Source organism: Burkholderia sp. S-53 (genome assembly GCF_025560745.1).
Taxonomy (GTDB): Bacteria; Pseudomonadota; Gammaproteobacteria; order Burkholderiales; family Burkholderiaceae; genus Burkholderia; species Burkholderia pyrrocinia.
This window is the reverse complement of sequence record NZ_CP090482.1, coordinates 1,131,454-1,158,000: the sequence shown is the minus strand read 5'-3', so window position 1 is coordinate 1,158,000 and position 26,547 is coordinate 1,131,454. Positions and strand designations below refer to the sequence as shown.

General features: G+C 65.7%; 23 protein-coding genes and 2 pseudogenes. 14 read left to right on the top strand and 11 right to left on the bottom strand.

Annotation, left to right across the window (positions count from 1 at the left end; all coding sequences use genetic code 11):
• Positions 1-78 precede the first annotated feature (78 nt).
• Positions 79-2,547, bottom strand: coding sequence for an AsmA family protein (locus tag LXM88_RS04885; protein ID WP_262530910.1), 2,469 nt, complete (start codon positions 2,545-2,547; stop codon positions 79-81).
• Between the two features lie 407 nt (positions 2,548-2,954).
• Here LXM88_RS04885 and LXM88_RS04880 point away from each other — a divergent pair, with 407 nt between their 5' ends.
• The 7 genes and pseudogenes from LXM88_RS04880 (at position 2,955) to LXM88_RS04850 (ending at position 7,386) form a co-directional block, all read left to right on the top strand.
• On the top strand, positions 2,955-3,518 hold the full coding sequence (locus LXM88_RS04880; RefSeq protein ID WP_262530909.1) for a hypothetical protein: 564 nt from the start codon (positions 2,955-2,957) through the stop codon (positions 3,516-3,518).
• A gap of 338 nt (positions 3,519-3,856) precedes the next feature.
• Positions 3,857-4,063: a hypothetical protein gene (locus tag LXM88_RS04875; protein ID WP_318654667.1), complete on the top strand. Its 207-nt coding sequence runs from the start codon at positions 3,857-3,859 to the stop codon at positions 4,061-4,063.
• Positions 4,064-4,099: 36 nt separating this feature from the next.
• A complete protein-coding gene (locus LXM88_RS04870; protein WP_262530908.1) occupies positions 4,100-4,282 on the top strand; it encodes a hypothetical protein in 183 nt (60 codons plus the stop codon).
• Between the two features lie 127 nt (positions 4,283-4,409).
• Positions 4,410-4,696: pseudogene (locus LXM88_RS04865) on the top strand (DUF4019 domain-containing protein); the annotation flags it as partial.
• Positions 4,688-4,870, top strand: a pseudogene (locus LXM88_RS04860) (integrase core domain-containing protein); the annotation flags it as partial. The pseudogenes LXM88_RS04865 and LXM88_RS04860, both read left to right, overlap by 9 nt.
• Positions 4,871-5,176: 306 nt before the next feature.
• Positions 5,177-5,899, top strand: coding sequence for a response regulator transcription factor (locus LXM88_RS04855; RefSeq protein ID WP_262530907.1), 723 nt, complete (start codon positions 5,177-5,179; stop codon positions 5,897-5,899).
• Complete coding sequence (locus LXM88_RS04850; protein WP_262530905.1) at positions 5,896-7,386, top strand: HAMP domain-containing sensor histidine kinase; 1,491 nt, start codon at positions 5,896-5,898, stop codon at positions 7,384-7,386. The genes LXM88_RS04855 and LXM88_RS04850 overlap by 4 nt, the downstream gene beginning before the upstream one ends.
• 24 nt (positions 7,387-7,410) lie before the next feature.
• Here LXM88_RS04850 and LXM88_RS04845 read toward each other — a convergent pair whose 3' ends face one another.
• Positions 7,411-7,809: a nuclear transport factor 2 family protein gene (locus LXM88_RS04845; RefSeq protein ID WP_262530903.1), complete on the bottom strand. Its 399-nt coding sequence runs from the start codon at positions 7,807-7,809 to the stop codon at positions 7,411-7,413.
• A gap of 80 nt (positions 7,810-7,889) precedes the next feature.
• On the opposite strand from LXM88_RS04845, the gene LXM88_RS04840 reads away from it, so the two are divergent.
• The gene (locus tag LXM88_RS04840; RefSeq protein WP_262530901.1) at positions 7,890-8,858 is read left to right on the top strand and encodes a LysR substrate-binding domain-containing protein; all 969 of its coding nucleotides are present in this window, start codon (positions 7,890-7,892) and stop codon (positions 8,856-8,858) included.
• Between the two features lie 78 nt (positions 8,859-8,936).
• Here the strand turns inward: LXM88_RS04840 and LXM88_RS04835 are convergent, their stop codons facing one another.
• Both LXM88_RS04835 and LXM88_RS04830 read right to left on the bottom strand, forming a co-directional pair.
• Positions 8,937-10,037 carry an AraC family transcriptional regulator gene (locus LXM88_RS04835; protein ID WP_262530899.1) on the bottom strand — a complete coding sequence of 367 codons (1,101 nt, stop codon included), beginning with the start codon at positions 10,035-10,037 and terminating at the stop codon, positions 8,937-8,939.
• A gap of 151 nt (positions 10,038-10,188) precedes the next feature.
• The gene (locus tag LXM88_RS04830; RefSeq protein ID WP_193102991.1) at positions 10,189-10,644 is read right to left on the bottom strand and encodes a carboxymuconolactone decarboxylase family protein; all 456 of its coding nucleotides are present in this window, start codon (positions 10,642-10,644) and stop codon (positions 10,189-10,191) included.
• Positions 10,645-11,251: 607 nt separating this feature from the next.
• Between LXM88_RS04830 and LXM88_RS04825 the strand changes: the two genes are divergently transcribed.
• The 3 genes from LXM88_RS04825 (at position 11,252) to LXM88_RS04815 (ending at position 15,040) form a co-directional block, all read left to right on the top strand.
• Complete coding sequence (locus tag LXM88_RS04825; protein ID WP_262530898.1) at positions 11,252-12,886, top strand: AMP-binding protein; 1,635 nt, start codon at positions 11,252-11,254, stop codon at positions 12,884-12,886.
• Entirely contained in the window at positions 12,886-14,046 is a 1,161-nt protein-coding gene (locus LXM88_RS04820; RefSeq protein ID WP_262530897.1) for an AraC family transcriptional regulator, read from the top strand. Before LXM88_RS04825 ends, LXM88_RS04820 begins: the two co-directional genes overlap by 1 nt.
• Positions 14,047-14,260: 214 nt before the next feature.
• Positions 14,261-15,040, top strand: coding sequence for a GNAT family N-acetyltransferase (locus LXM88_RS04815; RefSeq protein WP_262530896.1), 780 nt, complete (start codon positions 14,261-14,263; stop codon positions 15,038-15,040).
• Between the two features lie 31 nt (positions 15,041-15,071).
• Here the strand turns inward: LXM88_RS04815 and LXM88_RS04810 are convergent, their stop codons facing one another.
• From LXM88_RS04810 to LXM88_RS04795, 4 genes are read right to left on the bottom strand one after another with little or no spacing between them, the layout of a single operon-like run.
• On the bottom strand, positions 15,072-16,349 hold the full coding sequence (locus LXM88_RS04810; protein ID WP_262530895.1) for an MFS transporter: 1,278 nt from the start codon (positions 16,347-16,349) through the stop codon (positions 15,072-15,074).
• Positions 16,350-16,378: 29 nt separating this feature from the next.
• A complete protein-coding gene (locus LXM88_RS04805; RefSeq protein ID WP_262531645.1) occupies positions 16,379-19,198 on the bottom strand; it encodes a molybdopterin-dependent oxidoreductase in 2,820 nt (939 codons plus the stop codon).
• On the bottom strand, positions 19,179-20,033 hold the full coding sequence (locus LXM88_RS04800) for an FAD binding domain-containing protein (RefSeq protein ID WP_262530893.1): 855 nt from the start codon (positions 20,031-20,033) through the stop codon (positions 19,179-19,181). The genes LXM88_RS04805 and LXM88_RS04800 overlap by 20 nt, the downstream gene beginning before the upstream one ends.
• 57 nt (positions 20,034-20,090) lie before the next feature.
• Positions 20,091-20,768 carry a TetR family transcriptional regulator gene (locus tag LXM88_RS04795; protein WP_262531644.1) on the bottom strand — a complete coding sequence of 226 codons (678 nt, stop codon included), beginning with the start codon at positions 20,766-20,768 and terminating at the stop codon, positions 20,091-20,093.
• A gap of 332 nt (positions 20,769-21,100) precedes the next feature.
• Here LXM88_RS04795 and LXM88_RS04790 point away from each other — a divergent pair, with 332 nt between their 5' ends.
• From LXM88_RS04790 to LXM88_RS04780, 3 genes are all read left to right on the top strand, one after another.
• Complete coding sequence (locus LXM88_RS04790; RefSeq protein WP_262530892.1) at positions 21,101-22,489, top strand: sensor histidine kinase; 1,389 nt, start codon at positions 21,101-21,103, stop codon at positions 22,487-22,489.
• A gap of 343 nt (positions 22,490-22,832) precedes the next feature.
• Complete coding sequence (locus LXM88_RS04785; RefSeq protein ID WP_262530891.1) at positions 22,833-23,240, top strand: BON domain-containing protein; 408 nt, start codon at positions 22,833-22,835, stop codon at positions 23,238-23,240.
• A 100-nt stretch (positions 23,241-23,340) separates the two neighbouring features.
• Positions 23,341-23,787 (top strand): DUF3331 domain-containing protein, encoded by a 447-nt coding sequence (locus LXM88_RS04780; protein WP_262530890.1) that lies wholly within the window; start codon positions 23,341-23,343, stop codon positions 23,785-23,787.
• 49 nt (positions 23,788-23,836) lie between these two features.
• Here LXM88_RS04780 and LXM88_RS04775 read toward each other — a convergent pair whose 3' ends face one another.
• The 3 genes from LXM88_RS04775 to LXM88_RS04765 all read right to left on the bottom strand — a co-directional run bounded on the left by LXM88_RS04775 (position 23,837) and on the right by LXM88_RS04765 (position 26,116).
• Positions 23,837-24,337 carry a universal stress protein gene (locus LXM88_RS04775; RefSeq protein ID WP_412524085.1) on the bottom strand — a complete coding sequence of 167 codons (501 nt, stop codon included), beginning with the start codon at positions 24,335-24,337 and terminating at the stop codon, positions 23,837-23,839.
• 94 nt (positions 24,338-24,431) lie between these two features.
• Positions 24,432-24,980 carry an RNA polymerase sigma factor gene (locus tag LXM88_RS04770; RefSeq protein ID WP_262530889.1) on the bottom strand — a complete coding sequence of 183 codons (549 nt, stop codon included), beginning with the start codon at positions 24,978-24,980 and terminating at the stop codon, positions 24,432-24,434.
• Between the two features lie 731 nt (positions 24,981-25,711).
• Positions 25,712-26,116 carry a DUF4148 domain-containing protein gene (locus LXM88_RS04765; protein ID WP_262530888.1) on the bottom strand — a complete coding sequence of 135 codons (405 nt, stop codon included), beginning with the start codon at positions 26,114-26,116 and terminating at the stop codon, positions 25,712-25,714.
• Between the last annotated feature and the right edge of the window lie 431 nt (positions 26,117-26,547).

Sequence of the window (26,547 nt, the reverse complement as noted above, 5' to 3'; positions counted from 1 at the left end):
GCCGGGCCGTTACGCTCCCATGCCGCCATTGCTCGACGCACGGGCCGACGTCTCCGTCCGATCTCGAGTACTGCTGCCTTACCGGCCGGGAGAGGTCGTACGGCCTGCGCGCGTCGCTTGCTCGGGTTCGACCTTCGCCGGCGCGTGTGCCTGTGAAGCAGGCGGCGCCGCACCCATATACGCAGGTGCAGCCTTTTTCTCCTTTCGTATTCCCGGTGGCGGCGCGGTCGGGCGCTGCTCCATGTCGGTCAGCATCTGCTTGCACGGCAGCGGCTGATCGCGGCCCGGCTGGAGCAATGCGAGCAAACTCGCGAGCGGATTCAGCAGGCCCAGCGCCACCGCGGCCCCGCCGCGGGCGATGAGCGCCTCCGGCTTCACGCCCACGTGAGGCTGCTTGAAGGTGCCGGTGACGTACAGCGGCGAGCGCAGCGATATCACCCGGAACCCCTTGGTATGCGGACGAATCGTCAGGTTCATGGTCTCGTCCCGCAAGTTCACGTTACCGTTCATGCCGATCACCGCATCTTCGGTGTCGAGCGCGAATACGCGCGAGTCGAGCACGCCATTGGTGGCCACGAAATCGGCCGCCGCGCAGTTGATCTTCACGTCGCGATCGCCGAACAGCTTCTCGTACACCACGTTCGCCACGTTCAACCCGGCCGCTTCCATCAGCACCAGGCTTACGGTGCCGTCCGTGACCAGCATCTTCACTTCTCCGTTGGACGTTGAGGCGAGCGCCGCCGGCGAGTTGCCGGTGGCCGACAGTGCGGCATCGCCGTTGACTTCGCCGAGCGCCGTTTGCATGACCGCGAACGTCGGGAATAGCTGCTTCAGCTTCAGGTGCCGCGCCTGCAGCGTGAACCGCCCCTTGAGCGGCGTGCCGCTGCCGTCCAGGTGGATGTTCGACGCCAGCGTGCCGCCCGCGACGCCGAAGTTCAGCGGGTTGAGCGTCAGCACGCCGTCCTGCATGACGACGTGGGTCGTCAGATCGTTGATCGGCAAGCTCGGGGACTTGATGATGCGCTGCCCGGTGAACCGGACGTCGGCGTCGATCTTCGTCCAGCGCTCCGTGCGAAACGCCTCGACCGGCAGCGTCTTGTTCTCGGGCTGCACGACCGCCGCGCCGCGGCGCGCCTTGCTGGCATTCGTGTCGGCGCCGACGAGCGGCGCAAGGTCGGCGAACCGCAGCACCTTCGACACGAGCGTGCCCGACAGGAGCGGCCTCGGTTCGCGCGAAACGTACACCAGCGTGCCGGAGAGATCGCTGCCGCCGACATGCCCCGTGAAGTCCTCGTACTTGAAGACATCGCCGGACGTGCGGAATTGCCCGATCAGCCGTCCGTCGGTCGCATAGGGCGGGGTCTCGGGCAGCGTGATGCCGGTGACGTCGTACAGGTGCGCCATGCTGGTGCCCGCGAGCCACAGTCGCAGGTCGACCGCCGCCAGGTGTGCCGGATCGGTCAGCGTGCCGACGAGCGCCAGCTTCGTATCGCCGAAGCGCAAATTGGCCTGGACCGGAAACGGGCGCTGAACTCCTTGCAGCCCCAGCACGTTTCCGATCTTGCCATTGCCGGTGACGTGCCCTTTCTTGTAGGTTCCGTCGACGGTCCACCCGATCGTGTAATCGCCCGCGCTGACGGACGCCGCGGGCGCGGCGCCTGCCGACGCGCCGGACGCTGCCGAGGCCGTCGCGCCCGACGCCGCTGTCGCGGACGCGCTCGACGCAGCCGATGCCGCCGGAGCGATCGCGGTAGTGGATACCGCGGCCGACGCTTGCGACGCCGCGGCCACTGCCTGCGACGCCGCTGCCGATGCGCGGGAAGCCGCATCGATACCCGACACGGGCGCCGGGGATCGTGTCGAACCGCGGTGCACCTGTGCCGCGAGTTTCTTTTGGCCCTCCTGGCCGACGGTCTGCGCCGATTCGCTGCGCGCCAGCGCCGCCTGCTGCTTCAACGCATCGCCGAACGCAATCGGCCTGCCGAGCGTGTCGATCGCGCCGCTCAGGTCGAACTGCTTCTGTTGGTCGTAGTAGCGGAGCTTGCCGGTGGCGAACGCGATATCGTGCAGGTCGAGCGTCCACTTGCCCGGACGATCGGAACGCTTGAACTGGAACGTCCAGTTGACGCGCCCGTCCGCGAGGCGTTCGAGGTCGACGGACGGATTGACGAGGTCGATGGCCGGAATCACAATGCGGCGCGCGATCAGCGGCAGCGCCTCGACTTCGAAGCTGATCGCGTCGAGCGTGGCGAAATGCTTCGTGCGCGCCCAGTCCGGGTTGGCAATCGTGACATTGCGGGCGCTGAATCGCGGCCACGGCACCCAGGCGCGCCAGCCATGCTCGCTCACGGGCCGGTGCCATCCGACACGCAGGTCGCCGTTGATGGCGAACTGTCGTCCGATCGCGTCCGATACCTTGTCATCGATCCAAGGGCGCGCGCGGTTCCAGTCGAACGTCACGATGAAGACGAACAACACGGCAATCGTCAGGGTAACGACACCGGCGAGCCACGCAGCCACCTTGCCGACGGTATGGCCGTTGCGCATCTTTCACTCCCGGGTTGTGCTTCACGGAAACGATAGCGCAATTCGTGTTCCCGCATGCGCTTCGACCAGCCAGCCGACCGGTTTCAGCGTTGTAACCGGGCAGGCGAGTCGGAAAATGGCGAGCCCAATGGGATCGGGAAGATGACCCGTCCGGGCCGACACGGACAGGTCAGACAAGGGGCGAGCGACGTGTGCAGGCGCTCGAGCCGTGCGAAACGTATCAGCGCTGAAACATTTGCATCCGCACACGACGACTTTCCGTGTATTCCGGCGGGTCATATCGCCATGCGAATCGAATGCATCGCGATGGCATATCGCTTGCTACTGAGATTGCGCCCGCAGACGAGTGATCCGGGAAATAGTGTCCAGATGCCGATCGTCTTCATGAGGATCAAGAGGAAATCGTAATGACGATACTTGCGACTTACACGTTCGCATTGCAGCACGGCAGCCATGCAACGTTCTTTATTCCTCTGAACGGCTGCCCATCCGGCGCGGCCCGGTTTTTCCTTGCCGCGCATCTGTCCGATGGTGCTGGATCGCTCGCCGACAGATTTCATCGGGCGAACAGGTCTGCCGAGCTGACTTCACCCGATGTGCATGAGAATTTGTCCTATCGCTACGTGGTCGATCTCGGCGGGCATATCCTCGCGTTTCGGCGCGACTCGGAGGGGAGCGAGTGGGAGCGGTTTTTCTCTGGACACTACGCAGAATTCATCAATGGGCACGCGCCGCTCAAGGCGCTCGGCGACGGCGTGCTGAAGCACATCAAGGCGTCCTTCACCGGCGGAAATGACGAATGGGTGGCGCGCGGGCAGCTTGTCAGGCGTCATGCCGCAGCCGTTGAGGCACTGTCGTTGCAACGCGAACGATTTCCGGAGCGGGCGGATGTCATTTCAAGCTATCAAAGCGATGTCGATGCACTGGCCGTTTCTCTCCGGCGATACAGCGAGGGTGAGGATTTCGAATGAATCCGGAAGAATGTTTCGTTAAAAAACATCCCCCTGCATTATCTTAAGTCTTAAAAATATTGATTATATAAAATATAGGGGGATTTATATATTCACATCATTTGGTGTGTTCGCTTAATTTAGATCAATGGTAACGTTTCCGGATCAGGGCATCCACCTACGAGGTGACGGACCAGAAATGGATGCGAGCGCGTTAGAATGGGCCCACTAAATTTGTATTGAATCGTCGCGGGAAATGGTGGAGTCGTTACAAACTCTCGAGCACCTTGTTGCGCTGAATGCGGGAGGCATGCGTTCGCGCATGTATACACAATCCAATTGTCCGACACGAGCATTCCATGCAGACCATGCTAAGTCCGCACGAAATTACTACTTTAATCATCGTTTGGGATGCTCCGGATCAGATCGAGCTGGATCGCGACGAACTCGTCGCGCTCATCGAGCATCGTCTGATCGCCGTTGATCAGCCGGCATCGGGTTGTCGGCGTGTCCAGGTTACCGCAGAGGGCCGCGCTGTCCTGAAAGCGGTCTCGCGAATGCGTTGAGTGATCCGGAGTGGGTCGAAAATGACGGAGACTGCGATGAACGGAGCATGGGTCGGATTCGTGGTTGGCGCGTTCGTGCTGGCGTTTGCGGCAATTGCCGCGATGAACCGCTATCGCCGCGAGCATCGTCGCGCGGAACTGCTTAGAAATCTGGACCACCATGAATGGTGGCACTGGACTCATACCTCCACTGCGGGTTCGCGAACCGCGAAAAGATGAACCAGGCACATCGCAGGCCAGGCATCCGGCAGCAGGTCGCGCGCGACACGTTGCAATAGCGCGTCGAGCGTGGCCATCTCGACTGGCTTGACGAGGTGATCGTCGAATCCGGCGCAGGCGGTCGGACGGCGAATCGGCCGACACGCTGCTCCGCGATTCGGATGCAGTGTTCGAGCAGCTTGACGCCGGCCGGTGTGGCGCGGTGCGGAGCGATACCGCCGCGTTCGTGAAGGCGCGCATCAAGCAGGACCAGTTCGCGGCCGACATGCAGCGAGCCCGCCAGACCGTCGGTGCGGTCAGCCATCGCGGCTGGGCGCCAGGACGCGCGTCCGCTATACGCATGCATCCGTGATGCCCGAAGGGCGCTACGCGAACGTCGACTATGCAACCACGCTGACGAGCGGCGCAATCGTGAAGACGATGAAGCGCGACTACGTGGCCTTCATGCCGAAACCGGATGCAGTGACGGCCGTGCAGAACCTCGCCAATGCGTTCGAGCATTACAACGAGAAGCATCCCCGTCGCGCACTGAAATATCGCTCGCCACGCGAGTTTCGACGCACCGTGGATTCATCAACCGCAGTGTGAGGCAGTGTCCGCGACTACGGGGGCAACTCCAGTTTAGTGTTCGGGCGGGATAACCCAAATTTTGTCTTGGGGGCCTGAGCTGAAAGCCTCGCGGGCATTGGGTCCCCGGGCCGACACGATCCAAAGTTAAATGAAATGTGATCACTTGCCGCCGCAAAATTTTGCACAATGGCGGCAGCGCGGCTTTCCGCCGCGATTCGCCCCCGGTCACCGGCCGTCCGGACCGGGGCCGGCCCGAACCGGTCACCGATCGCCTGCCGACTACCAACCATCACTACCGAGCCCAATGTGCCGCCACCCACCGCCATGGACCACCCCAAACGCATCCTGATCGTCGAGGACGACGCCGACATCGCCGACGTGCTGAGCCTGCACCTGCGCGACGAGCGCTACGAAGTCGTGCACAGCGCGGACGGCACGGAAGGGCTGCGCCTGCTCGAACAGGGCAACTGGGACGCGCTGATCCTCGACCTGATGCTGCCGGGCGTCGACGGCCTCGAAATCTGCCGGCGCGCCCGCGCGATGACGCGCTACACGCCGATCATCATCACGAGCGCGCGCTCGAGCGAGGTGCACCGGATCCTCGGCCTCGAACTCGGCGCCGACGACTATCTGGCGAAGCCGTTCTCGGTGCTCGAGCTCGTCGCGCGCGTGAAGGCGCTGCTGCGGCGCGTCGACGCGCTCGCGCGCGATTCGCGGATCGACGCGGGCACGCTCGACATCGCCGGGCTGTCGATCGACCCGATCGCGCGCGAGGCGAGCGTCGACGGCGCGCGCATCGACCTCACGCCGCGCGAATTCGACCTGCTGTATTTCTTCGCGCGGCACCCGGGCAAAGTGTTCTCGCGGATGGACCTGCTCAATGCCGTGTGGGGCTACCAGCACGAAGGCTACGAACACACGGTCAACACCCACATCAACCGGCTGCGCGCGAAGATCGAGGCCGATCCGGCCGAGCCCGTGCGGATCCTCACCGTGTGGGGACGCGGCTACAAGCTCGCCGCGCCGGGCCAGCGGGACGCGTCATGAAACTCACGCTCACCCAGCGGCTGTCGCTCGTGTTCTCGGTCCTGCTGCTCGCGTGCTCGGGCGCGTCGGCGTGGCTGCAGATCCGTGCGAACGACATGCGCGAGAAGGAAGTCGTGCAGGCGCTGTCGCGCGACCTGGCCGCCAACATCGCCAACAGCGCGCCGCTGATGGATGCGAACGGGCTGCGCCCCGACGCCGTGCGCACGCTGTTCGGCCAGTTGATGGGCGTGAACCCGAGCGTCGAGGTGTACCTGCTCGACAACGCGGGGCGGATCAAGGGCGACGATGCGCCGCCCGGCCACGTGAAGCGCGACCGCGTCGATCTCGCGCCCGTGCAGCGCTTCATCGCGGGCCAGCCGCTGCCGATCCTCGGCGACGATCCGCGCAGCCCCGACGCGCGCAAGGTGTTCAGCGCCGCGCCGCTGCAGCGCGCCGGGCAGCCGCCGTCGGGTTATATCTACGTGGTGCTGCTCGGCGAGGCGCACGACCGGCTGGCCGCGCGCGTCGATGCCGGCAACGTACTGCGCACGACGTTGTGGTCGATGGCGCTCGTCGCGCTGCTCGGCCTGCTCGCGGGCCTCACCGCGTTCAGCTTCATCACGCGCCCGCTGCGCCGGCTGACGGACGCGATGCGCCGCTTCGACGCGAACGGCACGCCCGACACGCAGCCGCCGGTGCCGCGCTCGCCGCCGGGCCGGCGCGGCGACGACATCGTCGTGCTCGAATCCGCGTTCGCGCAGATGGCCGACCGGATCGGCGACCAGTGGCGCGCGCTGACGCACCAGGACCAGCAGCGGCGCGAACTGATCACGAACATCTCGCACGACCTGCGCACGCCGCTCACGTCGTTGCACGGCTACCTGGAGACGCTGTCGCTGAAGTCCGACACGCTCGCCGAGCCCGAACGGCGGCGCTACCTGTCGATCGCGCTCGCGCAGAGCACGAAGGTCGGCCGGCTCGCGCAGGCGCTGTTCGAGCTCGCGCGGCTCGAATCGGGCGGCGTGCAGGCCGAGCGCGAGCCGTTCTCGCTCGTCGATCTCGTGCAGGACGTGTTCCAGAAATTCGAGCTGGCCGCGCAGGCGCGCGGCGTCGCGCTGCATGCGCGGATTCCGCCGCGCGTGCCGGTCGTGTCGGCCGATCTCGGGATGATCGAGCGCGTGCTGACCAACCTGCTCGACAACGCGCTGCGGCACACGCCTTCGCACGGCGAGGTCGAGGTCGCGCTGGAGCCGCGGGGCGACCGCGTGGTCGTGATCGTGTCGGATACCGGGGAAGGGATTCCGGCGGCGCGGCGCGAAGGGCTGTTCCAGCGGCCGCAGCGGCCGATGAGCGGCGGCGCGGTGACGAGCGGCGGGCTCGGCCTGCTGATCGTGCACCGGATGCTGGCGCTGAACGGCAGCAGTATCCGGCTCGTCGACCGGGCCGGGCGGGGTGCGGTGTTCGAGTTTGCGCTGGCGGTCGCGTCGCCGGCGGCCGACGGCCGCTGAGCGGCAGCGGCTGCCCGCCGTGCGCTACGCATACTTGTCGCCGACCGTGCTGCGGATCGGGTGGGTGTCGTAGACGATGACCATGCGTTCGATGAGTCCGTCGCGATCGAACTCGAATACGTCGACGCATTCGAAGCGCACGGCCGAACCGTCCTTCAGGCCCCAGTCGTAGACGAAGTAGCCGGTCGCGCGCGGCGCTCCGGTCGCGCTGACACAGATGTCGATCAGCGTAATGCGGCTTTCGCCGGACGCTGCGCGGACCTTTCCGAAGAATGGCGCGGGCGCCATCCAGCCGAGGAACGGCGAGAATATCTGCGCATCGGGTTTGAACAGCGCACAGATCGCGGCCACGTCGCCGCGCTCGAGCGCGTGCAGGTAGGCCTGGATCCGCTGGGTGTACAGTGCTGCCGGCGACGACGTCATCGTGTGCTCCGATCAGGGGTTGACGGCCGGAGCCGCTCGAACGAACGTGCTTCCGGTACCGGGACGATAGTGATGCGCCGATGAACGAACAATCGAAAAATCCGCAACCCGGCCATGCGGCGGGTGCATACCCGCTGGCCGACCTCACGCGCCCGCTGCCGCCGATCGCGTCGCTGCAGGCCTTCGTCGCGGCCGCGCACCTGGGCAGTATCAGCCGTGCTGCCGAGCATCTTTGCCGGACGCAAGGCGCGATCAGCCGCCAGATTCAGCAACTGGAAGCGCACTATCGTTGCCCGCTGTTCGTGCGCCATGCATCCGGGCTGACGCTCACGGCCGAAGGGCAGGCACTGCTGACCGTCGCGATCGACGTGCTCGTGCGTCTCGTGCAGCACGCGGACGCGCAGGCCGGCGGGAAAGCTGTGCTCACGCTGCGACTGCCGTCGACGTTCGCGATTCGCTGGCTGTTGCCGCGACTGCCGGACCTCAACCGGGCGCTGAGCGGAATCGAACTCCGCATCTCGACCTCGTCCGCCGACGAACCGGAATTCACGGGCGCGGACATCGACGCGATCGTCGTGCGCGGGACCGGTCAGTGGGCGGGCCTGGACGCCATCCCGCTGTTTGCCGAAACGCTCGCGCCGATGTGTACTGCCGCGCAGGCTGCGGCGCTGAAGTCGACCGGCGATCTCGCGCGCGTCACGTTGCTCCATCCGGGGCCGGACCGCGGAGAGTGGCGAAGCTGGCTCGACTCCGTGGGCGAAACCCGGGTCGATGCCCGTAGCGGGCTGGTCCTCGACACGCTCGAGCTGACGCTGACCGCGGCCGCCCAAGGGCATGGCGTAGCGATCGGCGATCCGCGCATGGCGACGGACCGGCTTGCGAACGGCGCGCTCGTCATGCCATTCGCGCAAATCGCGCTCAACGGCCTGCGCTACTTTCTCGTCTACCCGCACCAACGTGCGACGCAGCCCGCGATTCGGGCACTGGCCGACGTGCTGGCGGCCCTGGCGCAAGACGATCGGCCCGTGGCTCGCCCGACCTCGCCGTGACCGGCACGCAACACGCTCACGCGGCCGTGCGGCAGCACGTCACGATCGCGCGGTCAGGCGGCGCACATCGCCGTTCGCCTATCCGCCGCGCTTGCGCCGCACGTCGCTCGGCGTCGTGCCGGTCCAGCGCTTGAACGCGTGACGGAATCCGACCGCATCGCTGAAGCCGAGCGTCTGCGCGATGTCCTCGGTGCTGAGCGTGGTCGTGCTCAGGTAGTCGATCGCGAGCGCCTTGCGCACGCTCGTCAGCAGTTCGCTGTACGACGTGCCTTCCGCTTCGAGCTTGCGGCGCAGCGTGCGCGACGTGATGCAGAGGCTGTCCGCGATCGCGTCGATGTCCGGGAAGTGTCCCGGCGTACGCGTGAGCTCCTGGTAGACGCGTCGCGTGATGCCCGGCTGGCTGCGCAGTTCGTCGAGCAATTGCGCGCAGTGCGACGACACCTGCGCGGCGGTGATCGGATTCGCGAGCTGCGGCGCGCGCGTGAGCCACGCGGCCGGGTAGCTGAGCACATGATGCGGCTGGTCGAACGCGATCGGGCATTCGAGTGCGTCGGCCAGCGATCCCGCGTGTGCCGGCTGCGGCTGCGCGAACTGCGCGCGCGCCGGCACGCACCACGCACCCATCACGTCCTTGATGATCGTCACGTGCAGCGCGAACTGCATGTCGATCAGGAAACGGTACAGCGGCACGTCGAGATCGGGCAGCGCGACTTCGTGCCGATCCGGAAACAGCCATGACGCGGTATCGCCCTGTACGACCCAGCGGATCGGGAGCATGCCGTTCGCGAGCCGGTGATATTTGACGGCCGAATCGAACGCGTGCGCGAGCGATGCCGAGCACAGCATCGCGTAACCGTACATCCCGTAGCTCGACGCATGCAGCAGGCGGCCGACGCGCACGCCGAGATCGGTGCCGTCGTACCGGCCGATCGCATTGCGCGCGGCCGTCAGGAACTGCAGCGGCGACGTGAGCGTAAACGGGTCCGCGACGGCGGCCGGCGTGAGGCCGGTGCCGTCGAGCACCGCGGCCGGATCGAGGCCGGCTTGCGCCGCCACGTCGACCAGCACGGCCAGCTTGGCCGGCGAGAAACGCTGCTCGCGCAACGTGTGGATGGGCGTGGCGTCCGGCAGGCGGGCTGCGCGGGCGGCCGTCGGGTTCAAGAGCGCACTGCGCGGCATGGCTGGATCCTGCGTCCGAATCGATATCGTTTACGGCACGCAATTCTGATCGGGATCGGTCCCATGCGCCACAGGGTTCACCCTGATACGCGCGCCGGCGCCGTCCGGCGCGGCAGGCCGGACGGCCTGCGTCAGCCGGTTTCGACCGGTTTCAACCGGCCTGGAATACGCCGGCCTGCCACGCGAACGGTTTCGCGAGCCGGTTCCAGGTGTTGATCTGCGCGACGATCAACGTGAGCGTCGCGAGTTCGTCACGATCGAAATGCGCACGCGTCGCGTCGACGAGTTCGTCGCCGATCGCGTTTTCGCTGATCAGCGTCAGCGCTTCGGCCCAGCGCAGCGCGGCCTGTTCCTTCGGGCTGTAGAGATCGGGCGTTTCGTGCCATACGGGCAGCAAGTGGTAGCGCAGCGGATCCTCGCCCGCGTGGATGCCTTCCTTGATATGACGGTCGAGACAGTACGCGCAGCCGTTCAACTGCGAGACGCGTGCGCGCACCAGTTCGACGAGCCTGAAATCGTGGCCTGTGTTGTTCGCGTATTCCTCGACATTGAGCACGACGTCGAGCAGCCGGGCGGGAAGTTGTCCAAACGAGATGCGTTCTGGCATGGCGACTGACCTTTGAGAGAGCGGGATAGGATCGTTGGGTGGATGTGTGGCGCTGTTTGTTCCGGTTCGGCGTGCTGCCGCGATCGGCGGCATATCGACAGTAATCCTGAGTAAAAGATGGCAGGATCAACCGGTGTGTCAAGACAACTTCGCACGCGTGATCCGTTGTGCGGATGCGTGTGCGTCGGCTTCATTCGCGGTGGTGCGCGGCAGGTTCGGCCGCGGCGAACCGGAAGCGAAGCGATCGTATCAGGCGCGACCGTCGGCAGGAATCGCCGGAATCCGTATGTTGTTCATGTTGATGGGCCGATAGTCGATACGGCGGAGCGGTCAGCCGCGATTGTCCGGATCGGTGCGCAGGATCGCGTCGGCGAACTCGACGAATCCGCTGCCGCCCGGGCCCTGCGTGATCCATCGCGGCACGAAGTTGCCTAGACAAGCGCATGCGTGTGTGTCCGTTTCGATCATCTTTTCGGCCGCCCGGATCATTTTCAAAGTGCGTCGCGCGGGCGATAGTCGCCAGTCAGGCGACGGCCCGCGCCCTTCGGCGTGCAGGCCGCCGTGCGAACGGCGCGCTCCGCGCGTGCCGTCCCCCGAGGAGTGAGACATGACGAAGAGACACTGGACCGGGTCGTATGGCTCGATCCCCGCCGAGATCGACGCCGATCTCCATCCTTCCGTAAGCGCGCTGCTGGACGACGCGATGCGCCGCTTCGCCGATCGTCCGGCATTCCATGCATTCGGCCGCACGCTCAGCTATGCCGACGTCGATCGCCTGTCGACCGCGCTGGCTGCGTATCTGCAGCAGGTCGTCGGCGTCCGCAAGGGCGATCGCGTGGCCGTGATGCTGCCCAACGTGCTCGCGTTTCCGGTCGTGTTCGTCGCCGTCGCGAAGATCGGCGCGATCCAGGTCAACGTGAACCCGCACTACACCGCGCGCGAACTCGAGCATCAGCTCAACGACGCGGGCGTCGAGGTCGCCGTCGTATGCGGCGGGTCGATGGGCACGTTCGCCGAGGTGGTCGGCGGCACGGGCGTGCGTACCGTGCTGAGCGTGGGGCGCGGCGATCTCGGCGTCGTCGATGCGCCGGCCGGCACATGCGACGCGCTGCCGCCCGGTTCGATCCCGCTCTCGGATGCGATTGCGGCAGGCGAATCGCTCGCGTGCGAGCCGGTCGCGCTGGGCGGCGCGGATCTGCTGCTGTTGCAATACACGGGCGGCACGACCGGATTGTCGAAGGGCGCGGCGCTGTCGCACCGCAACCTCGTCGCGAACATCGAACAGTTCGCGGCGATCGTGCCGGACGCACGGGTGCCGGGCGAGGAGGTCGTCGTCACGGCGATCCCGCTGTATCACATCTTCGCGCTGACGGTGAACTTCCTGTCCTACTTCGCGATCGGCGCGGCCAACTGGCTCGTTGCGAACCCGCGCGACATGGACGCGTTCATCGACGTGCTGAAGGCCGCGCGGCCGACCGTGTTCGTCGGCGTGAACACGCTGTACGCGGGGCTCGCGGGCCATCCGCGCCTGAAGGAAGCCGACTGGTCGCGGCTGAAGCTGTCGGCCGGCGGCGGCGCGGCGGTGATCGACGTGATCTCGTCGCGCTGGAAGGCGGTGACGGGCAATTTCATTCGCGAGGGCTACGGGCTGTCGGAAACGTCGCCGGTCGTGTCGTTCAACCCGCAGTCGATCGACGCGTTCACGGGCACCACGGGCCTGCCGCTGCCGTCGACCGACGTGAAGCTGCTCGACGACCAGGAGCGCGAGGCCGCGATCGGCGAAGCGGGCGAGATCTGCGTGAAGGGGCCGCAGGTGATGAGCGGCTACTGGCAGAAACCGGAAGCGAACGCGGCCGCGTTCACGGCGGACGGCTATTTCCGCACCGGCGACATCGGCGTGTTCGACGCAGCCGGCTTCCTGCGGATCGTCGACCGCAAGAAGGACATGATCATCGTGTCGGGCTTCAACGTGTATCCGAACGAGGTGGAAGCCGTCGCGACCGCGCTGCCGGGCGTTGCCGAATGCGCATGCATCGGCGTGCCGGACGCACGCACGGGCGAGGCCGTCAAGCTGTTCGTCGTGCTGGCGCACGATGCCGACGTGACGGAGGCGCAGCTCGTCGCGCATTGCCGCGAGAGCCTCGCGGCGTACAAGGTGCCGAAGCTCGTCCGCTTCGTCGACCGGCTGCCGAAGTCGACGGTCGGCAAGATCCTGCGCCGGGAACTCAGCCGCACCGACTGATGGCGCCGAAGCGCCGCGCGGCCGCGGCTGCGCGGCCCGGCGAGCCGAAGGCCCCGAAGCAGACGCGCGGGCCGCTCAAGTACAATGCGAGCGGTTCGATCGACGGGGACGCGATGACCGGCTCAGATTCCCTTTCCGCCCAGCCCGGGCGTGCGCTGCCGTCGCCGAGCGCGACGGTGCCGATCTCGCTCGTCAACGGTTTCCTTGCGAGCGCGGGTGCGCAGCGCGACGTGGTCGAACGTTACCTGCGCGGGGCCGGCATTCCGATCGAGCTGCTCGGCGAGCCGCATGCGCGCGTGACGGAGGAACAGTTCTCGACGCTGTACCGCACGCTCGCGATCGACCTCGACGACGAGATGCCCGGCATCTTCTCGCGCCCGCTGCGCGGCGGCACGCTCAAGTATCTCTGCCTGAGCCTGCTCGATGCGCGCAACCTCGAAACGGCGCTGCATCGCTTCGGCCAGTTCTTCCATATCCTGCTCGACGACTTCTTCGTCGAATCGAAGCGCGACGGTCTCGTCGCGCAGGTGCTGCTGCGCCCGAACGAGGCGATCGGCCCGATCGGCGCGCTCGGCCAGGAGCTGATGCTCAAGCTCGTGCACGGCGTGTGTTCCTGGCTGATCGGGCAGAAGATCCCGCTGCTGCAGATCGAGTTCGCGTGCCCGCGGCCGCGCCATGCGGTCGAGCACCTGTACTTCTTCACCGGCTCCGTGCAGTTCGACTGCGAGCGCACGCTGATGCGCTTCAGCGCGGACTACCTCGACGCGCCGATCCGGCAGAGCAAGCGCAACCTGCGCAAGTTCCTCGCGCGCGCGCCCGGCGACTGGATCTTCGAGACGTTCAGCGAACAGCTCGTGTGCCATCGCGTGCGGCAATACCTGTCGGCGGCGCTGCCCGACCTGCCCGTGATCGACCAGGCGGCCGAGCATCTGCATTGCTCGGTGCGCACGCTGAGCCGCCACCTTGCCGCCGAAGGGACGACGTTCCAGGTGCTCAAGGACGAACTGCGGCGCGACATCGCGATCCAGCGGCTGACCGATACGCCCGACACGATCGCGGCGATCGGCGCCGATATCGGCTTCGACGATCCGAGCGCGTTTCATCGCGCGTTCCGGCACTGGACGGGGAGTACGCCGGGGACGTATCGGCGGCGCGCGTAGTGCGTTTGTTTCAAACCGGTTCCCATAACCGGCTTCCTTCATGCGTTCCCATGGCCGGCTCCCATCGGCGCTTCCCATAACCGGCTTCCTTCGCGGGTGGACGTGAATCGGGGAATCGCCGACGCAGCGACGCGCGCTGCGACGCGGGCGCGGAATAACTCAGTCATTCGCGTGTTGTCGATAGATCAGCCATCGACACTGTTCCAGGAACGAAATGCGCTCATACACCGATATGCTGGATGCCTCCGTCGCCGCGTGGCACGAATCCATCGATGCGTTTTGCCGCTTGCAGGACGTCGGTTCCGTGGCAACAGGCGTGCACGGAACGAAGTCGATCTACAGTGGCGCGCCCGTGCCCGTGCTCAATGCGGTCATCGGCATGACGCGCGAGCCCGACGTCCAGGAGATCCGGGGCTTCGCCGAATCGTTCAGGGATTGCGAATTGCCGTGGAGCATCCAGACGCGCGCTGCCGGAACGCAAGCCGCGGCGATTCGACAAATCGCCGGTGAATACGGTCTGACGCAATGTGTCGCGCTGCCGTTCATGACGAAGCGGCTGGACGGCGCAGAAGCGCCGCCAGCCGGCGATGGCCGGGTGGTCGTGCGGCGTATGGCGGCAGCGGACAGCGAACGGTACAACAGCACGCTTGCCGCGGGCTACGAGGCGCCGGAGCAGGTGTTTCGACGTCTGAGCGCGCCGGCGGTGCTGGAGTCGGACGGGATGATGGGTTTTCTGGTGGAATGCGCCGGCATTCCGGTTGCGACATCGTTCGGTATCCTGCGCAACGGCCAGGTAGGGGTATTCAATGTGTCGACCGTTCCCGCGTATCGGCGACGAGGCTATGCGAGGGCGGCGACCCAGGCGGTATTGAACGCCGCGGTCGCCGAAGGCGCGCATGCCGCGTTTCTGCATTGCACACCGGCGGGGCGCCACGTGTATGAGTCGATGGGTTTTGCCGCCGGCGAGGAGTGGCAGGTGTACGTCGCCCGGTGACGGACGGGCGCGCACATTCGACGATGAACCTTCAAAGCGATCGGGCTTTGGTCTCCGGCAACAGGAGAACCGCCAGCAGCACCACGCCATAGGCGGCCCCTGAAAAGATCGCGATGGCCATCGCCAGCCCGATCGAGTGGCTCAACATCCCGACCAGGCTAGGAAACAGGGCACCGATTCCGCGGCCGAAGTTATAGGTAAAGCTCTGTGCATTCGCGCGGAAGCCCGATGGAAACAATTCCGTCAGGTATGCGCCGACCCCGCTGAAGATGCCGCACGAGGAAAAGCCCAGCGGAAAGCCGAGCCAGAGCATCTGCACGTTGGACAGCGGCAGCGTCAGGTACAGGCACACCGATACGAGCGACAGCGCCGAGAACAGCATGAAGTTGCGCCGCCGCCCCCAATAGTCGGAAAGGTACGCGCCGACGACGTAGCCGCAAAACGACCCCACGATGATCACGAACAGATAAGCGCCGGTGTCGAGCACGGACAGATGTCGCTCGATCTTGAGGAAGGTCGGCAGCCAGATGGACATCGCATAGAAGCCGCCCTGGATACCGGTGCAGAGCAGTGCGGCCAGCACCGTGCGGCGCACCTGCGAACGGGAGAAGATGACCCATGCCGACGGCTGGCCGGCGCCTTGTTTCCGGGTGGCGTTCGCCTGCGCGAACACGTCGGGTTCCGGCACGTGCCTGCGGACGTACAGGACGAGCAACGCGGGCAGGATCCCAACCCAGAACAGGCTGCGCCAGGCGAGCGACTCGGGCAGCACGGAAAACGCGATGCTGTAGAGAATCGCCGCGATACCCCACCCGACGGCCCAGCCGCTCTGCACCAGGCCGACCACCTTGCCGCGATGGGCGGGCGAGACGATCTCGCCGATCAGCACGGCGCCGACGGCCCATTCGCCGCCGAAGCCGAGCCCTTGCAACGCGCGCAGGACGAAGATCTGCTCGAAATTCTGCGCGAAGCCGATCGCGAGCGTACAGACCGAGAACCACAGGATGGTCCCTTGCAGGACCTTGACCCGTCCGTATCGATCCGCCAGGATGCCGGCAATCCATCCGCCGATCGACGAGAAGATCAGCGTCACGGTGCCCAGCAGGCCTGCCTTGCCGCGGTCGAGCCCCCAGAGGTCGATCAGCGAAGCCAGGACGAAGCTGAACACCATGAAATCGAACGCATCGGTCACCCAGCCGGCGAACGACGCGTTGAACGTGCGCCTTCCCGCAGGACCGAGTTCCGCATACCAGGACGGGCGGGATACCGCGGGTTGCGACACGTGCTCGACATTTCTCGTTGACGTCATTGTTCTGTCCGGGTGTGGGAACGGCCCTGTCAAAGCCCCGCGGGCGAGCGTCGGGTCGCCAGCGCCCGACGGACGACATCCGGTGACGCGGGGGCTTCGCGGATGCGTACGCCGATCGCATCATGGATGGCATTCAGGATGGCCGCGGCCGTCGGGACCAGCGCCGGTTCGCCGATGCCTTTTGCTCCGTAGGGGCCGACGGCCGTCGGTGCTTCGACGAAAATCGACTGCACCTCAGGCATGTCATGCACCGTCGGAATCATGTAGTCATGCAGATTGTTGTATTGCCCGGGGTGATACTTCTCCATCAGCGCCATGCCGACGCCTTGGGCCACCGCGCCTTCGATCTGCCCTTCGAGCAGCGTCGGATTGACCATTCTGCCGACGTCGTGTGCGGCCACGACCTTGAGCACCCGAACGCGCCCGCTGTCGCAGTCCACCACGACTTCCGCAATTTGCGCGCCAAACGCGTAGGCGGCGTAAGCGATGCCTTGCCCCGCCGCATCGAGCGTCGTCGTCGGCGGATCGAAGCTTTCTTCCGCTGCGACGACGTAGCCGTGCGCATCGACGGGCAGGGTCCGGAGATCCAGTGCAGCGCCGTCGATGGCGAGCCCGCGCGGATCGGACGAAATCCGTGCGTCGGGCGCCGCCCCTGCCAGTACGAGCAGCCGGTGGCGCAGCGTCGTGCCGGCGAGAAAGGCAGCCCGACCGGTGACCATGGTCTGGCGCGACGCCGACGTACGGCCGCAATCCGGCGTCAGCGCGGTGTCCGGACCGACGATCCGCAGGCAATCGACCGGTACGCCCAGCGCATCGGCCGCGATTTGCGGAATGACCGTGTTCGAGCCCTGACCGGCGTCCACCGCACCCTGGTGCAACACGATCGTGCCGTCGGGTCGAACACCGAAGCGGACCGTCGACGGATTCGGCAGGGCGGTGTTGCCGCAACCATAGAAGAACGCGGCCAGGCCGACGCCATGGCGAAGGTGGCCCGGCGACGCGCCATTCAGCGCGGCGACACGGGCTTGCGCTTCGCGCCATGCCGGCCGCAGCGCATCGAGGCACGCGACGAGGCCCACGCTACCGTCCAGGACTTGCCCCGTCGGCAGCAGGTCGCCCGGCCGCAGCGCGTTCATTGCACGAAACTCGAGCGGATCGATGCCCGCCTTGAGCGCCAGCTCGTCGACGAGTTGTTCCTGCGACATCGTCGTTTGCGGTACGCCAAAGCCGCGGAACGCGCCCGCGGGCGTGACGTGCGTATGAATCGCACGTGAGTGCGCCTTGTAGTGGGGAATGACGTACGGGCCGCCGGCATGCACCGGGACGCGATTGGCGACGGCGGTGCCCCAGGAAGCGAACGCGCCGGTATTGAAGTCGCCGTCGAACGTCACGGCACACAGTCGGCCATCGGCATCGGCGGCCATGCTGGACGTCATTCGGCCGGGATGCCGCTTGGTCGACGTGGCCATCGATTCCTCGCGCGACAACACCATCGCAACGGGCCTGTCGAGATGCCAGGCCGCGATCGCGAGCAACGGCTGGACCGTCATGTCGAGCTTGCCGCCGAAGCCGCCGCCGACCGCGGTTGCCACGACGCGCACCTGCTCCGGCGGGACGGCGAGAATGCGGGCGAGATCGCCGCGATGCGGATGGGGCGCCTGCGTGGACGAATGGATTTCGATGGTGTCGCCCACGCGTCGCGCCCAGCCGGCCTCGGGCTCGAGGTACGCATGCTCGACGAAACTGGATTCGAACGTTGCGCTCACGACGTAAGGGGCGCCCTGCATCGCGCGTTCCGCGTCGCCGCGGCGCACGAGCCCCTCGATCAGCACATTGCCGGGGCGATCGGCGTGCAGTTGCGGACTGTCGTCCAGCACGGCGTCGGCGATCGCGAGCACCGGTGTCTGCGGTTCCCATGTGACGGGAAAGCGGCTCAGGTCGAGTGCCGCGATGGCGTCGCGCTCGCCGACCACCAGCGCAACCGCCTCGAGATGGTGTCGCGTCTCCGTTTCCGGAAGCACGGGCTGGTCGGCGTACGGTGTCGTGACGCCGTGCAGATTCATGCCGGGCACGTCGGCGCGGGTCAACACACGATGCACGCCCGGATGGGCTGCGACAAATGCGTCGAGGTCGCCGAACGCGAAGCGAGCGCGGTGATGCGGACAGCGGACCGCGCGCAGGAACAGGCTGTCGGCCGGGTAGTCGTCAGCGCCGAAGCGCTGGCTGCCATCGACCTTTTCGGGCCCGTCGAGGCGTGTCAGCGGTACGCCGACGGACGGCCCGTCGGACGGGGCAACCGTACAGCGCCGCGCGGCGGCGCCGCACCCGACCTCGGTCACGGCGTCGACGATCTTCTGGTAGCCCGTGCATCGGCACAGCACGCCATCGATGGCGGCCTGCGCACTGGCGCGGTCGGTCACGCGGCCGTCGTCGATGGCCGCCGCCGCTGCCGTCAGCATGCCCGGCGTGCAAAATCCGCATTGCACCGCCTGATGCGCGAGAAAGGTCTGCTGCAGGCGGCTGCCGCATCGGGTGCCGTCGGCCAGCCCTTCGACGGTGACGACGCGGCGCCCCGCGACTTGGCCCAACGGAATCAGGCACGCATAACGCGCATCGCCATCGACGATCACGGTGCAGCTGCCGCAGTCGCCCTGGCGGCAACCCTCCTTGGTCCCGAACTGCCGCAAGTCCGCGCGCAAGTAGTCGACCAGTCGCTGCGACTGGTCCGCCGGCACGCGCAGCCGCGTGCCGTTGAGTTCGAACCAGTCGAGCGGCGGCGAAACCGGCGCGCTGCCGCTTGCGGCGGTTTCGCGAACGTCGGCAAGCTCGTCAAGCAGTGGATGCGCCACGGGCGTTCTCCTCGATGCAGCCTCTGAAAGCGCGCGCCACAGCCAGCCGCGCGAGATGAATGCGATGCCATGCCGTCGCCCGGCAGTCGTCGAGCGGGGACAGCTCCGCAAGCGGCGCGGCTTCGATCGCGCCGGCCAGATCGTCGCGCCGCCGGCCCGACAGCGCCGCCTCGAGCGCCGGTATCCGCCGCGCAACGTCGGATGCGCCGCCGACGGCAACGGCGGCTGCCTCTACCGTCCCGTCCGCGGACACGCGCAGATGCGCGGCGGCCGAAACGACGGCGATCGCTGCGCCGTCGCGATTCGTGCATTTGACGAACGACGTCCGATCTTGCGCGCGCGGTAGCGCAAACAGGATGGCAACCAGCAGTTCGTCCGCGTGCAGCGCGGTCCGGCGGTTGCCCGGCAAGAACTCGGCCAATGGCAAACGGCGCACGCCCCGCGTGCTCGCCAGCTCGACGCGAGCGTCGAGTGCCAGCAGCGGCGGGATGCCGTCTGCGACCGGCGAGGCATGGCACACGTTCCCGCCGATGCTGCCCTGGACGCGAATTTGTCGGGGCCCGACGGCAGCGGCTGCTTCCGTGAGCGCCACGGGCAACCAGGTTGTCCGGGCGATGGCTTCCCAGGTGCACGCAGCGCCGATACGGGCTACGCCGTCGCGCTGCTCGATGCCGCGCAATGCGTCGATGCGGCTGATATCGACCCATGCCGACCTGGCGGGCACCAGCCCGATATCCGCGAACGCGTCGGTTGCTCCGCAGACGATGCGCGGCCGCGGATGCTCCGCAAGCCGGTCGAGCACTTCGTCGATGGTGTGGGCGCGAAGATAGTTCATCGCAAGGGGGCGTGCATCTTCATGGTTACGATGGTCGACATTGGCACCGGCACGGGCTCAGTCGCCGGCCGATGCATCCTTGCGAACAACCCGCAGCACGCTGTCGATCACGAACGTTTCCCAATGACGCAAGGATTCCGGCGCACTCAGCTCCTCCCCGAGGAACACGGACAACGTGTAGCGGTTCGACGTATAGAAATACGCCGTCGAGATGATCAGCAGGAACACGTCGCGCGCATTCAGGTCGTCACGAAACAGGCCTTGTTCGACGCCGTTGGCGAGAATCTTCGCGATGATCTGCACCGCATGCGACGAGTATTCGCCCCGACGCTCCAGCTTGGACACGTGCTTGCCCTTGTGCAGGTTCTCCGTGTTGAGCAGCGTGATGAAATCGGGATTGCGCCAATAATAGTCCAGCTTGAAGCGAATCACGGATTTGAGCGCCTCCACGGGAACCGCAGGATCGGGCGTCAGTTTGAGTTCCGACTCGTCCATCCGCCGATAGATGCCTTCGAGCACCGCGACGAACAGGCCCTCCTTGCTCCCGTAGTAGTAATAGATCATCCGGTCGTAGGACTTCGCGAGCCGGGAAATCCGCTCCACGCTGCCGCCTTCGTAACCGTAGCGCGCGAAGACCTTGGTCGCCGCGCGAAGGATCTTGTCGCGGGTTTCCTGTGCCGCTGCTTCCCGGACACCGGTTCCACGCACAGCCTTGCTTTTTGCTGCCTGGGCCATACTGCTCCTATGGCGGCCGACAACCTGGCCTTTGCCGCCTGAAAAAACTTCCAACAGCAGGCTTCCTCGACTTTCGTACAGGGAACGCTACATGAATTCCGGATTCTACGGGACTCTTGGTGTGACTGCAACAAGACATAAAATTGTCGTAAATTCAAAGAGTTATTTTTGATTTGCGCCACCGTCCAGTCACTCGTCCGAATGAATCCTTCACCTCTTGCGGTTTTTATTTCCGGAAAGTGCTGCTACCATTCGTTTGTGGAGTACTCACTACATGAAACGCTGATTCCAGGTTGCCTGGGGCCGATGTCCGGTAAGCAGGAGATAGACGAATGAACAACGAACTCGACGATCCCTGCAGCGCTTTTGCTGCGCGGAGCATCTGGAAATCGCCCTCCGACGCGAGCGATCCGGAAATGATTCCGGTCTTCGCGGGACGTGCGTCTCAATCGCTGCTCGATCTGGACATGCTCGCGTTGCGACACGTTTCCCAGGCGATGGCGAACGAGGTCGCGCCCGCGGCGCGCATCGGAAAATTGCTCGAGGCGGCGATGCAGGGCGCGACGGCGACATGGGGGCTGATTGCGGTCATGCGCGACGGCGGCTGGGAGGGGGCCGCCGAGGCGACGGCATCGGGTGCGCCGAACGGCGACGTGGAACGGCTGCCGATCGACCGGCTTCCGGTTTCCATCCTGGCGGCTGCCGTTCATCTGCGCAACGGACTGGTGCTGAACGACGCCCGTGCCGCCGATCAGTGGCGCATGGACGACTATGTGCGCCGTCGCAAGCCGCGCGCCGTGATCTGCGTGCCGATCCGGTGCAACGGCGCATTGGCCGGCGCGCTGTATCTGGAACACGGGGATGTGCCGGGCATCTTCACGCCGGCGAACACCGCGTTGATCGAGATCGTTGCACTGCATGCCGGATTCGCACTGGAGAACATGCGTCTGCGCGACGAGCTTGCCGCGCTGCACGCACGCCTGAGCGGCACCGAGGCAAGGATGCACGACACGCTCTCCGAGATGGATCGCGTCGACCGGCTGAAAGCCTACGGGGAACTGGCGGCCTCGATCGTGCATGAAGTCGCCCAACCCGTCACGGCAATCGACGCGTCGGCGCGCGCCGGGCTGAAGTGGCTCAACCGCAGTGCCCCGGATATCGATGCCGCCCGCGAGATGCTCGCCCATATCTGTGCATGCGCCGTGCGGGCGCGAACCATCATCAGCGCGCTGCGCGCGAGGGCGCGGCACGCAGCGCCCGTCTTCACCGTGTTCGATCTTGCCGATGCGCTCCGCGAGGCGGCCGAAATCGTGGAAAGCACGCTGGATGCGATGAAGGTGAGCTTGCGCGTCGATGGATTCTCGTCCCCGATGCCGATGCGCGGCGAGCGCGTGCAACTTCAGCAGGCCATCATCAGTCTGCTGATGAACGGCGCGGAAGCCATGCTCGGCACTCCAGAGGACGAACGCGTACTCGTACTGGCATGCGAATCCGCTCCCGACCTCTTGCGCATTTGCGTCGACGATCGCGGTGACGGCCTCGATCCGCAGTTGGCGGAGCGCATCTTCGAACCGCTGTTCACGACCAAGCCCCACGGCATGGGCATGGGCCTGTCCATCTGCAAGTCCATCGTGGACGCACACCACGGTCAACTGGCGTTGACGCCTCGTTCGGAAGGCGGTACTCGGGCAACGGTGACGCTTCCGTTGTTCTCGATGTGACGCACACGGGTTCCACGGCGTGCGGCGTGTAGCGCCGAGCGATCGGCGGGGGTTGCGGGACGGCATGCGCATTCGGTAACGGATCGGGTGCCTATACAAACGTATGGGGCGACTTATCCCGACGCGTCATCCGGTTAGCTGCAGATTCAATGGATCGGGTCTACACGGCGCCTTATGCTCGTCCCACCGGTACACGAATTGCATTGACGCCGGCTCGAGCGACAGGTCGTCGGGCTGGATTCGCGATGTGGCGGAAATGTGATGCGTGATGCGTGTGCGTCGTGACGATGCAGATGACCGGAACGTGCGTGCTTCTCGATACCCGAAATCCAAGGAACCCATCATGAAACTCCGACAAATCGTTGCAAGTGGCGGCCTGGCCGTCGTCCTGACTACCTGCTTGCAACTGCAGGCATTTGCTGATGAACGGCCCGATACGGCGGGCGCGGATGTCGCGGCGACGTCGACCACGTCGACCACGGCAACCCCGGCAACCGGCACGACGAAAAAGGCCGTGCGCGCAGCCAATCGCACGTTTTCGCGGTCGGTTCAGAAAGTGCTGGCTCACACCAAAGGACTGGAAGGGAATCCGATCACGGTCTTCGGCAACGCTTCGACAGGGCGGGTGACGCTGGCCGGCCAGGTGGAAAGCGAAGACCAGGACCATCTGGCGGTCGAGGCGGCCAGAAAGGCTCGCGGCGTGACGTCGGTGAACAGCCGGATCACGCTGCGACCGCAAGGCGGCGCCTGAGCGACGGGCGGGCGCACTGCCGGTGCCGGATGGCATGGTATCGGTGACCTGCGTGCGTTCGCTTTCACATGACCGATCCGATTGGCCGGGAGAAGTGGCGATGGCGACACTGCCTGAAGCGGACATCGTGGTCCGCACTTTGATCAATGTCCTCGATCCTTCGCTGGAACAACGCGATGTCTGCTTGCGGGCGCGGCGTGCGCGATACAAGGCGCGACGCTTCGGTTTGCGCCAATGCGACGAACCTGATGTGCTCGCGCGGGCCGAACCGCTTTCCAGCATAGCGGTGACGGAATGCCTTTCGCTATCCATGATCACCGTGTCATGGAGCGATTCGTGTTCGGGGCGGTATACCGAGCAAATCTGGTGCAGGAGCCGCGCGCGCGCCCCGTCGGTCTGCGCGCTGACGGGGCGTGCAATACGGCGCGGTGATCACGTGTTTCGTCCGCGTGCGAGCGATATCTGCCTGGCCTCCAACCGACAGCGAATGATTCTTGCCGCGACCGTTCAGCCATGCAGCGGCGCGTCTGCGCCCGAGACGATCTAGCGGTACGCATGAACCGGTCCCGCATCCGCGGGCGTGGCGTAAGCCGGGCCTAAGGCGACGGGACCGTCACGACGATCAGGGCCGCACCGTGCAGGCGCTCGGCCAGATCGAAGTGAACGGGACGCTCGCGCCACCAGCGCGCGAACCCGCTGCGGGCGCAATGTCCGACGACGACCAGGTCCGGACGGGTGGTCGCCGCATGTACCGCGATGGCGTCGGCCGGGCGCCCGAACCGCACGTAGCCGCGCGCGGCGATACCATCGTCCGCCAGCGTGCCGATCGCCCGTTGAAGTTCGTGACGCGCGAATTCCTCGATGCGGTGGTGGGCGAGATCGCCGAGCATTCCGGCCGCCTGTGCATTCGCGGTCACGGGGTCGACCACGGCCACGACGTCGACCTCCGCCGACAATGCCCGCGACAGCGCTGCACACCGCGCGAGTGCGGCCTTTGCCTCATCGGTCCCGTCGTAGACGAGTAACATTCTGGAAAGCGATGACATGTGTTTCGCGTTGGTTGTGGGAATGAACGCGTCCGTGGCGAGCACCGGCATGCATGGCGGGTGCCCGGATACTTCCGCCGCAGCGGACGCGATTGCCTACACTGAACACGCGAGGCACCCCGTTTATTCCAGCGTCATTCGAACCTCAGCCGCAGGTTTCGGTGTCGACGAAGTCTTCCGCCTGCATGCGTGATGTGCGGGGCTCGTCGAACGCCATGCGAATCGCTTTGCGCGCGCGGGATATGCGGCTCATGATGGTGCCGACGGGTATGTCGAGCGTATCGGCTGCTTCCTGATAGCTGAACCCGTCGATGCTGACGAGCAGCAACGCGATGCGCTGGGGTTCCGGCAACCGCGCCACGGCATCGATGATCTGCCGGACGGCCAGCCCGGTTTCGGACGTGGCGCGCGGATCGGCGACCGTTTCCATCAATGCATCGTTCCAGTCGAGCAGCAGGCGGTCGCGATGATTGCGTTGGCGCAATTCATTGAGCCATATCGAATGGATGATCGAGAAGACCCAGCTCAACGGCGATGTATCGGAGCGCAGTTGATGGGCCCGCTCGAGCGCGCGAACGCAGGCACGCTGAACGAGTTCTTCTGCATCGTGCCGATTCCCGGTGATGCGCATGGCGAACGACCGCAGGCGTGGCAGCATGTCGGGAAGCATCATTGAAAGTTCGGTTTGCTTCATTGGCTACTCGAGTCCGGCACGGGATTCCGGCTGCACATCGCGCGACGCGTCGACCCGCAGTACGCGCGGAATGGATCCCTTGGGAAAGAATGTCCAGATGCGGAGGTTCGGCCGATGGCGTGGTTCGTTGCGATCCAGCCAACCGTGCGACGTCTGTACCGATGTATTGGAACGTCGCCACGTATCGGGCTTATTTCGTCAGACGGGATGAATGCAACGCCATGTACCTGCGACGGGGCCGGATACATAGAGAGACAATTGAAGGCGCTATACGAACGACGGCTTGCAATCGCAGCGTCGTGATTCGATAGCGGTTCTCGTCATCGACGGTCACGATCGCGTGATGCCGGAGTTCGCATGGCGGGATGGATCGCCGACGGCAGCGCATCTGCGCGGCAGGCTCGAATACTGGCGGGGCGGGTCGCCGTCGGGTGACTGGTTTGCGTCGATGCAGGGCAAGCGGCCAATGACGCGGGCAGCAGGTTGCACCGGTTGCGCAGGATGCGGGGAATCGGCACGCGGGCGCGACACGGCGAATGTCTGGATGGAACCCAGGCCAGACGATCCGCCGGACGGCCGGCCGTGCTGCAATCGAATCACGCATCCGTCAGGCGGCCGTGCGGATTGAAATGAATGAACATTGGAACGGGACCGGATGCAGCGGCGGTCCGGGCGCCGCGGGCGTGCCGACAGTGCACCGCCAGTGCCCGGCCTGACAAGGTGGCCGGTGTTCAATGGCCGGAATACAGCTTCCTCAGTGCGTCGATCTCGCCGCTCTGCCGCGCCTGCTCGAGTTCCTGGCGTACTTCCGTACGCGTCCTCGCCATCGGCATCATGGCGACCGGTGCCCACTGATTCGTGGCCTGGGCATCGTGATTTCCCGTGACCGAATCCGCGGGGGTTGCCGCATAGACCGAGGCCGTCATCGCGAGCGCGGCGAACGCGAAGGTGATCTTCAATGTATTCATGTCGGAATCCTTAAAATAAATCGATCGGAAAGTACGCACGGCATCTGATGAAGTCGGGCGCGCATGAGCCAGCCGCGTGATGGTTTGTCGCCAGATTCCGTCGTGTGTGTATTGGGCGCCGGGAAGGTATCTCGCATGTGTCCGGGGCACGGCATTTTGCAAGGTCATGTATCCATCCATCGGCGGGATACATTCGGATACGCAATCGCCCGTCATCGCGGGGCGCGGGCCGGCTTCGACTGCCGGCGCGCCACCGGCCGGTCGTGTTGCCCGCGTGGTGCCGCAGGGCGTCCGGGAGGGATCCGGAGCCACGCTCGTCATTCGTTTGGCGTGACAGGCGTCGCGCACGGTAGAAGGAACGTCTCCGTCGGCGAAATCCCGGTCCGTTTTCACGGCGGTTCCGATGCGACGACAACGGCTGTACTTGTCGACGAAGCGATGAAACGGACGACAGTCGATTCGTACGATGTACCGCTGGAAGCGGCCCGATCCGAACGGGTCGGCTCGATTGTCGGGGCCGGGCGCCGGGGATTCGTGATGCCGGGCTGTGCCGACCCGGGGCCCGTTGTTGCGTTGGCGATTCCGGACTGGAATAATCT

Coding starts and splice junctions, on each gene's coding strand:
- LXM88_RS04875 (WP_318654667.1), top strand. CDS start 3,857: ATGCAGACCATGCTAAGTCCGCACGAAATTACTACTTTAATCATCGTT.
- LXM88_RS04800 (WP_262530893.1), bottom strand. CDS start 20,033: ATGAACTATCTTCGCGCCCACACCATCGACGAAGTGCTCGACCGGCTT.
- LXM88_RS04835 (WP_262530899.1), bottom strand. CDS start 10,037: ATGCCGCGCAGTGCGCTCTTGAACCCGACGGCCGCCCGCGCAGCCCGC.
- LXM88_RS04870 (WP_262530908.1), top strand. CDS start 4,100: ATGAACGGAGCATGGGTCGGATTCGTGGTTGGCGCGTTCGTGCTGGCG.
- LXM88_RS04885 (WP_262530910.1), bottom strand. CDS start 2,547: ATGCGCAACGGCCATACCGTCGGCAAGGTGGCTGCGTGGCTCGCCGGT.
- LXM88_RS04820 (WP_262530897.1), top strand. CDS start 12,886: ATGGCGCCGAAGCGCCGCGCGGCCGCGGCTGCGCGGCCCGGCGAGCCG.
- LXM88_RS04770 (WP_262530889.1), bottom strand. CDS start 24,980: ATGAAGCAAACCGAACTTTCAATGATGCTTCCCGACATGCTGCCACGC.
- LXM88_RS04840 (WP_262530901.1), top strand. CDS start 7,890: ATGAACGAACAATCGAAAAATCCGCAACCCGGCCATGCGGCGGGTGCA.
- LXM88_RS04795 (WP_262531644.1), bottom strand. CDS start 20,768: ATGGCCCAGGCAGCAAAAAGCAAGGCTGTGCGTGGAACCGGTGTCCGG.
- LXM88_RS04880 (WP_262530909.1), top strand. CDS start 2,955: ATGACGATACTTGCGACTTACACGTTCGCATTGCAGCACGGCAGCCAT.
- LXM88_RS04825 (WP_262530898.1), top strand. CDS start 11,252: ATGACGAAGAGACACTGGACCGGGTCGTATGGCTCGATCCCCGCCGAG.
- LXM88_RS04810 (WP_262530895.1), bottom strand. CDS start 16,349: ATGACGTCAACGAGAAATGTCGAGCACGTGTCGCAACCCGCGGTATCC.
- LXM88_RS04845 (WP_262530903.1), bottom strand. CDS start 7,809: ATGACGTCGTCGCCGGCAGCACTGTACACCCAGCGGATCCAGGCCTAC.
- LXM88_RS04855 (WP_262530907.1), top strand. CDS start 5,177: ATGGACCACCCCAAACGCATCCTGATCGTCGAGGACGACGCCGACATC.
- LXM88_RS04765 (WP_262530888.1), bottom strand. CDS start 26,116: ATGACCTTGCAAAATGCCGTGCCCCGGACACATGCGAGATACCTTCCC.
- LXM88_RS04830 (WP_193102991.1), bottom strand. CDS start 10,644: ATGCCAGAACGCATCTCGTTTGGACAACTTCCCGCCCGGCTGCTCGAC.
- LXM88_RS04790 (WP_262530892.1), top strand. CDS start 21,101: ATGAACAACGAACTCGACGATCCCTGCAGCGCTTTTGCTGCGCGGAGC.
- LXM88_RS04785 (WP_262530891.1), top strand. CDS start 22,833: ATGAAACTCCGACAAATCGTTGCAAGTGGCGGCCTGGCCGTCGTCCTG.
- LXM88_RS04850 (WP_262530905.1), top strand. CDS start 5,896: ATGAAACTCACGCTCACCCAGCGGCTGTCGCTCGTGTTCTCGGTCCTG.
- LXM88_RS04815 (WP_262530896.1), top strand. CDS start 14,261: ATGCGCTCATACACCGATATGCTGGATGCCTCCGTCGCCGCGTGGCAC.
- LXM88_RS04775 (WP_412524085.1), bottom strand. CDS start 24,337: ATGCCGGTGCTCGCCACGGACGCGTTCATTCCCACAACCAACGCGAAA.
- LXM88_RS04780 (WP_262530890.1), top strand. CDS start 23,341: ATGGCGACACTGCCTGAAGCGGACATCGTGGTCCGCACTTTGATCAAT.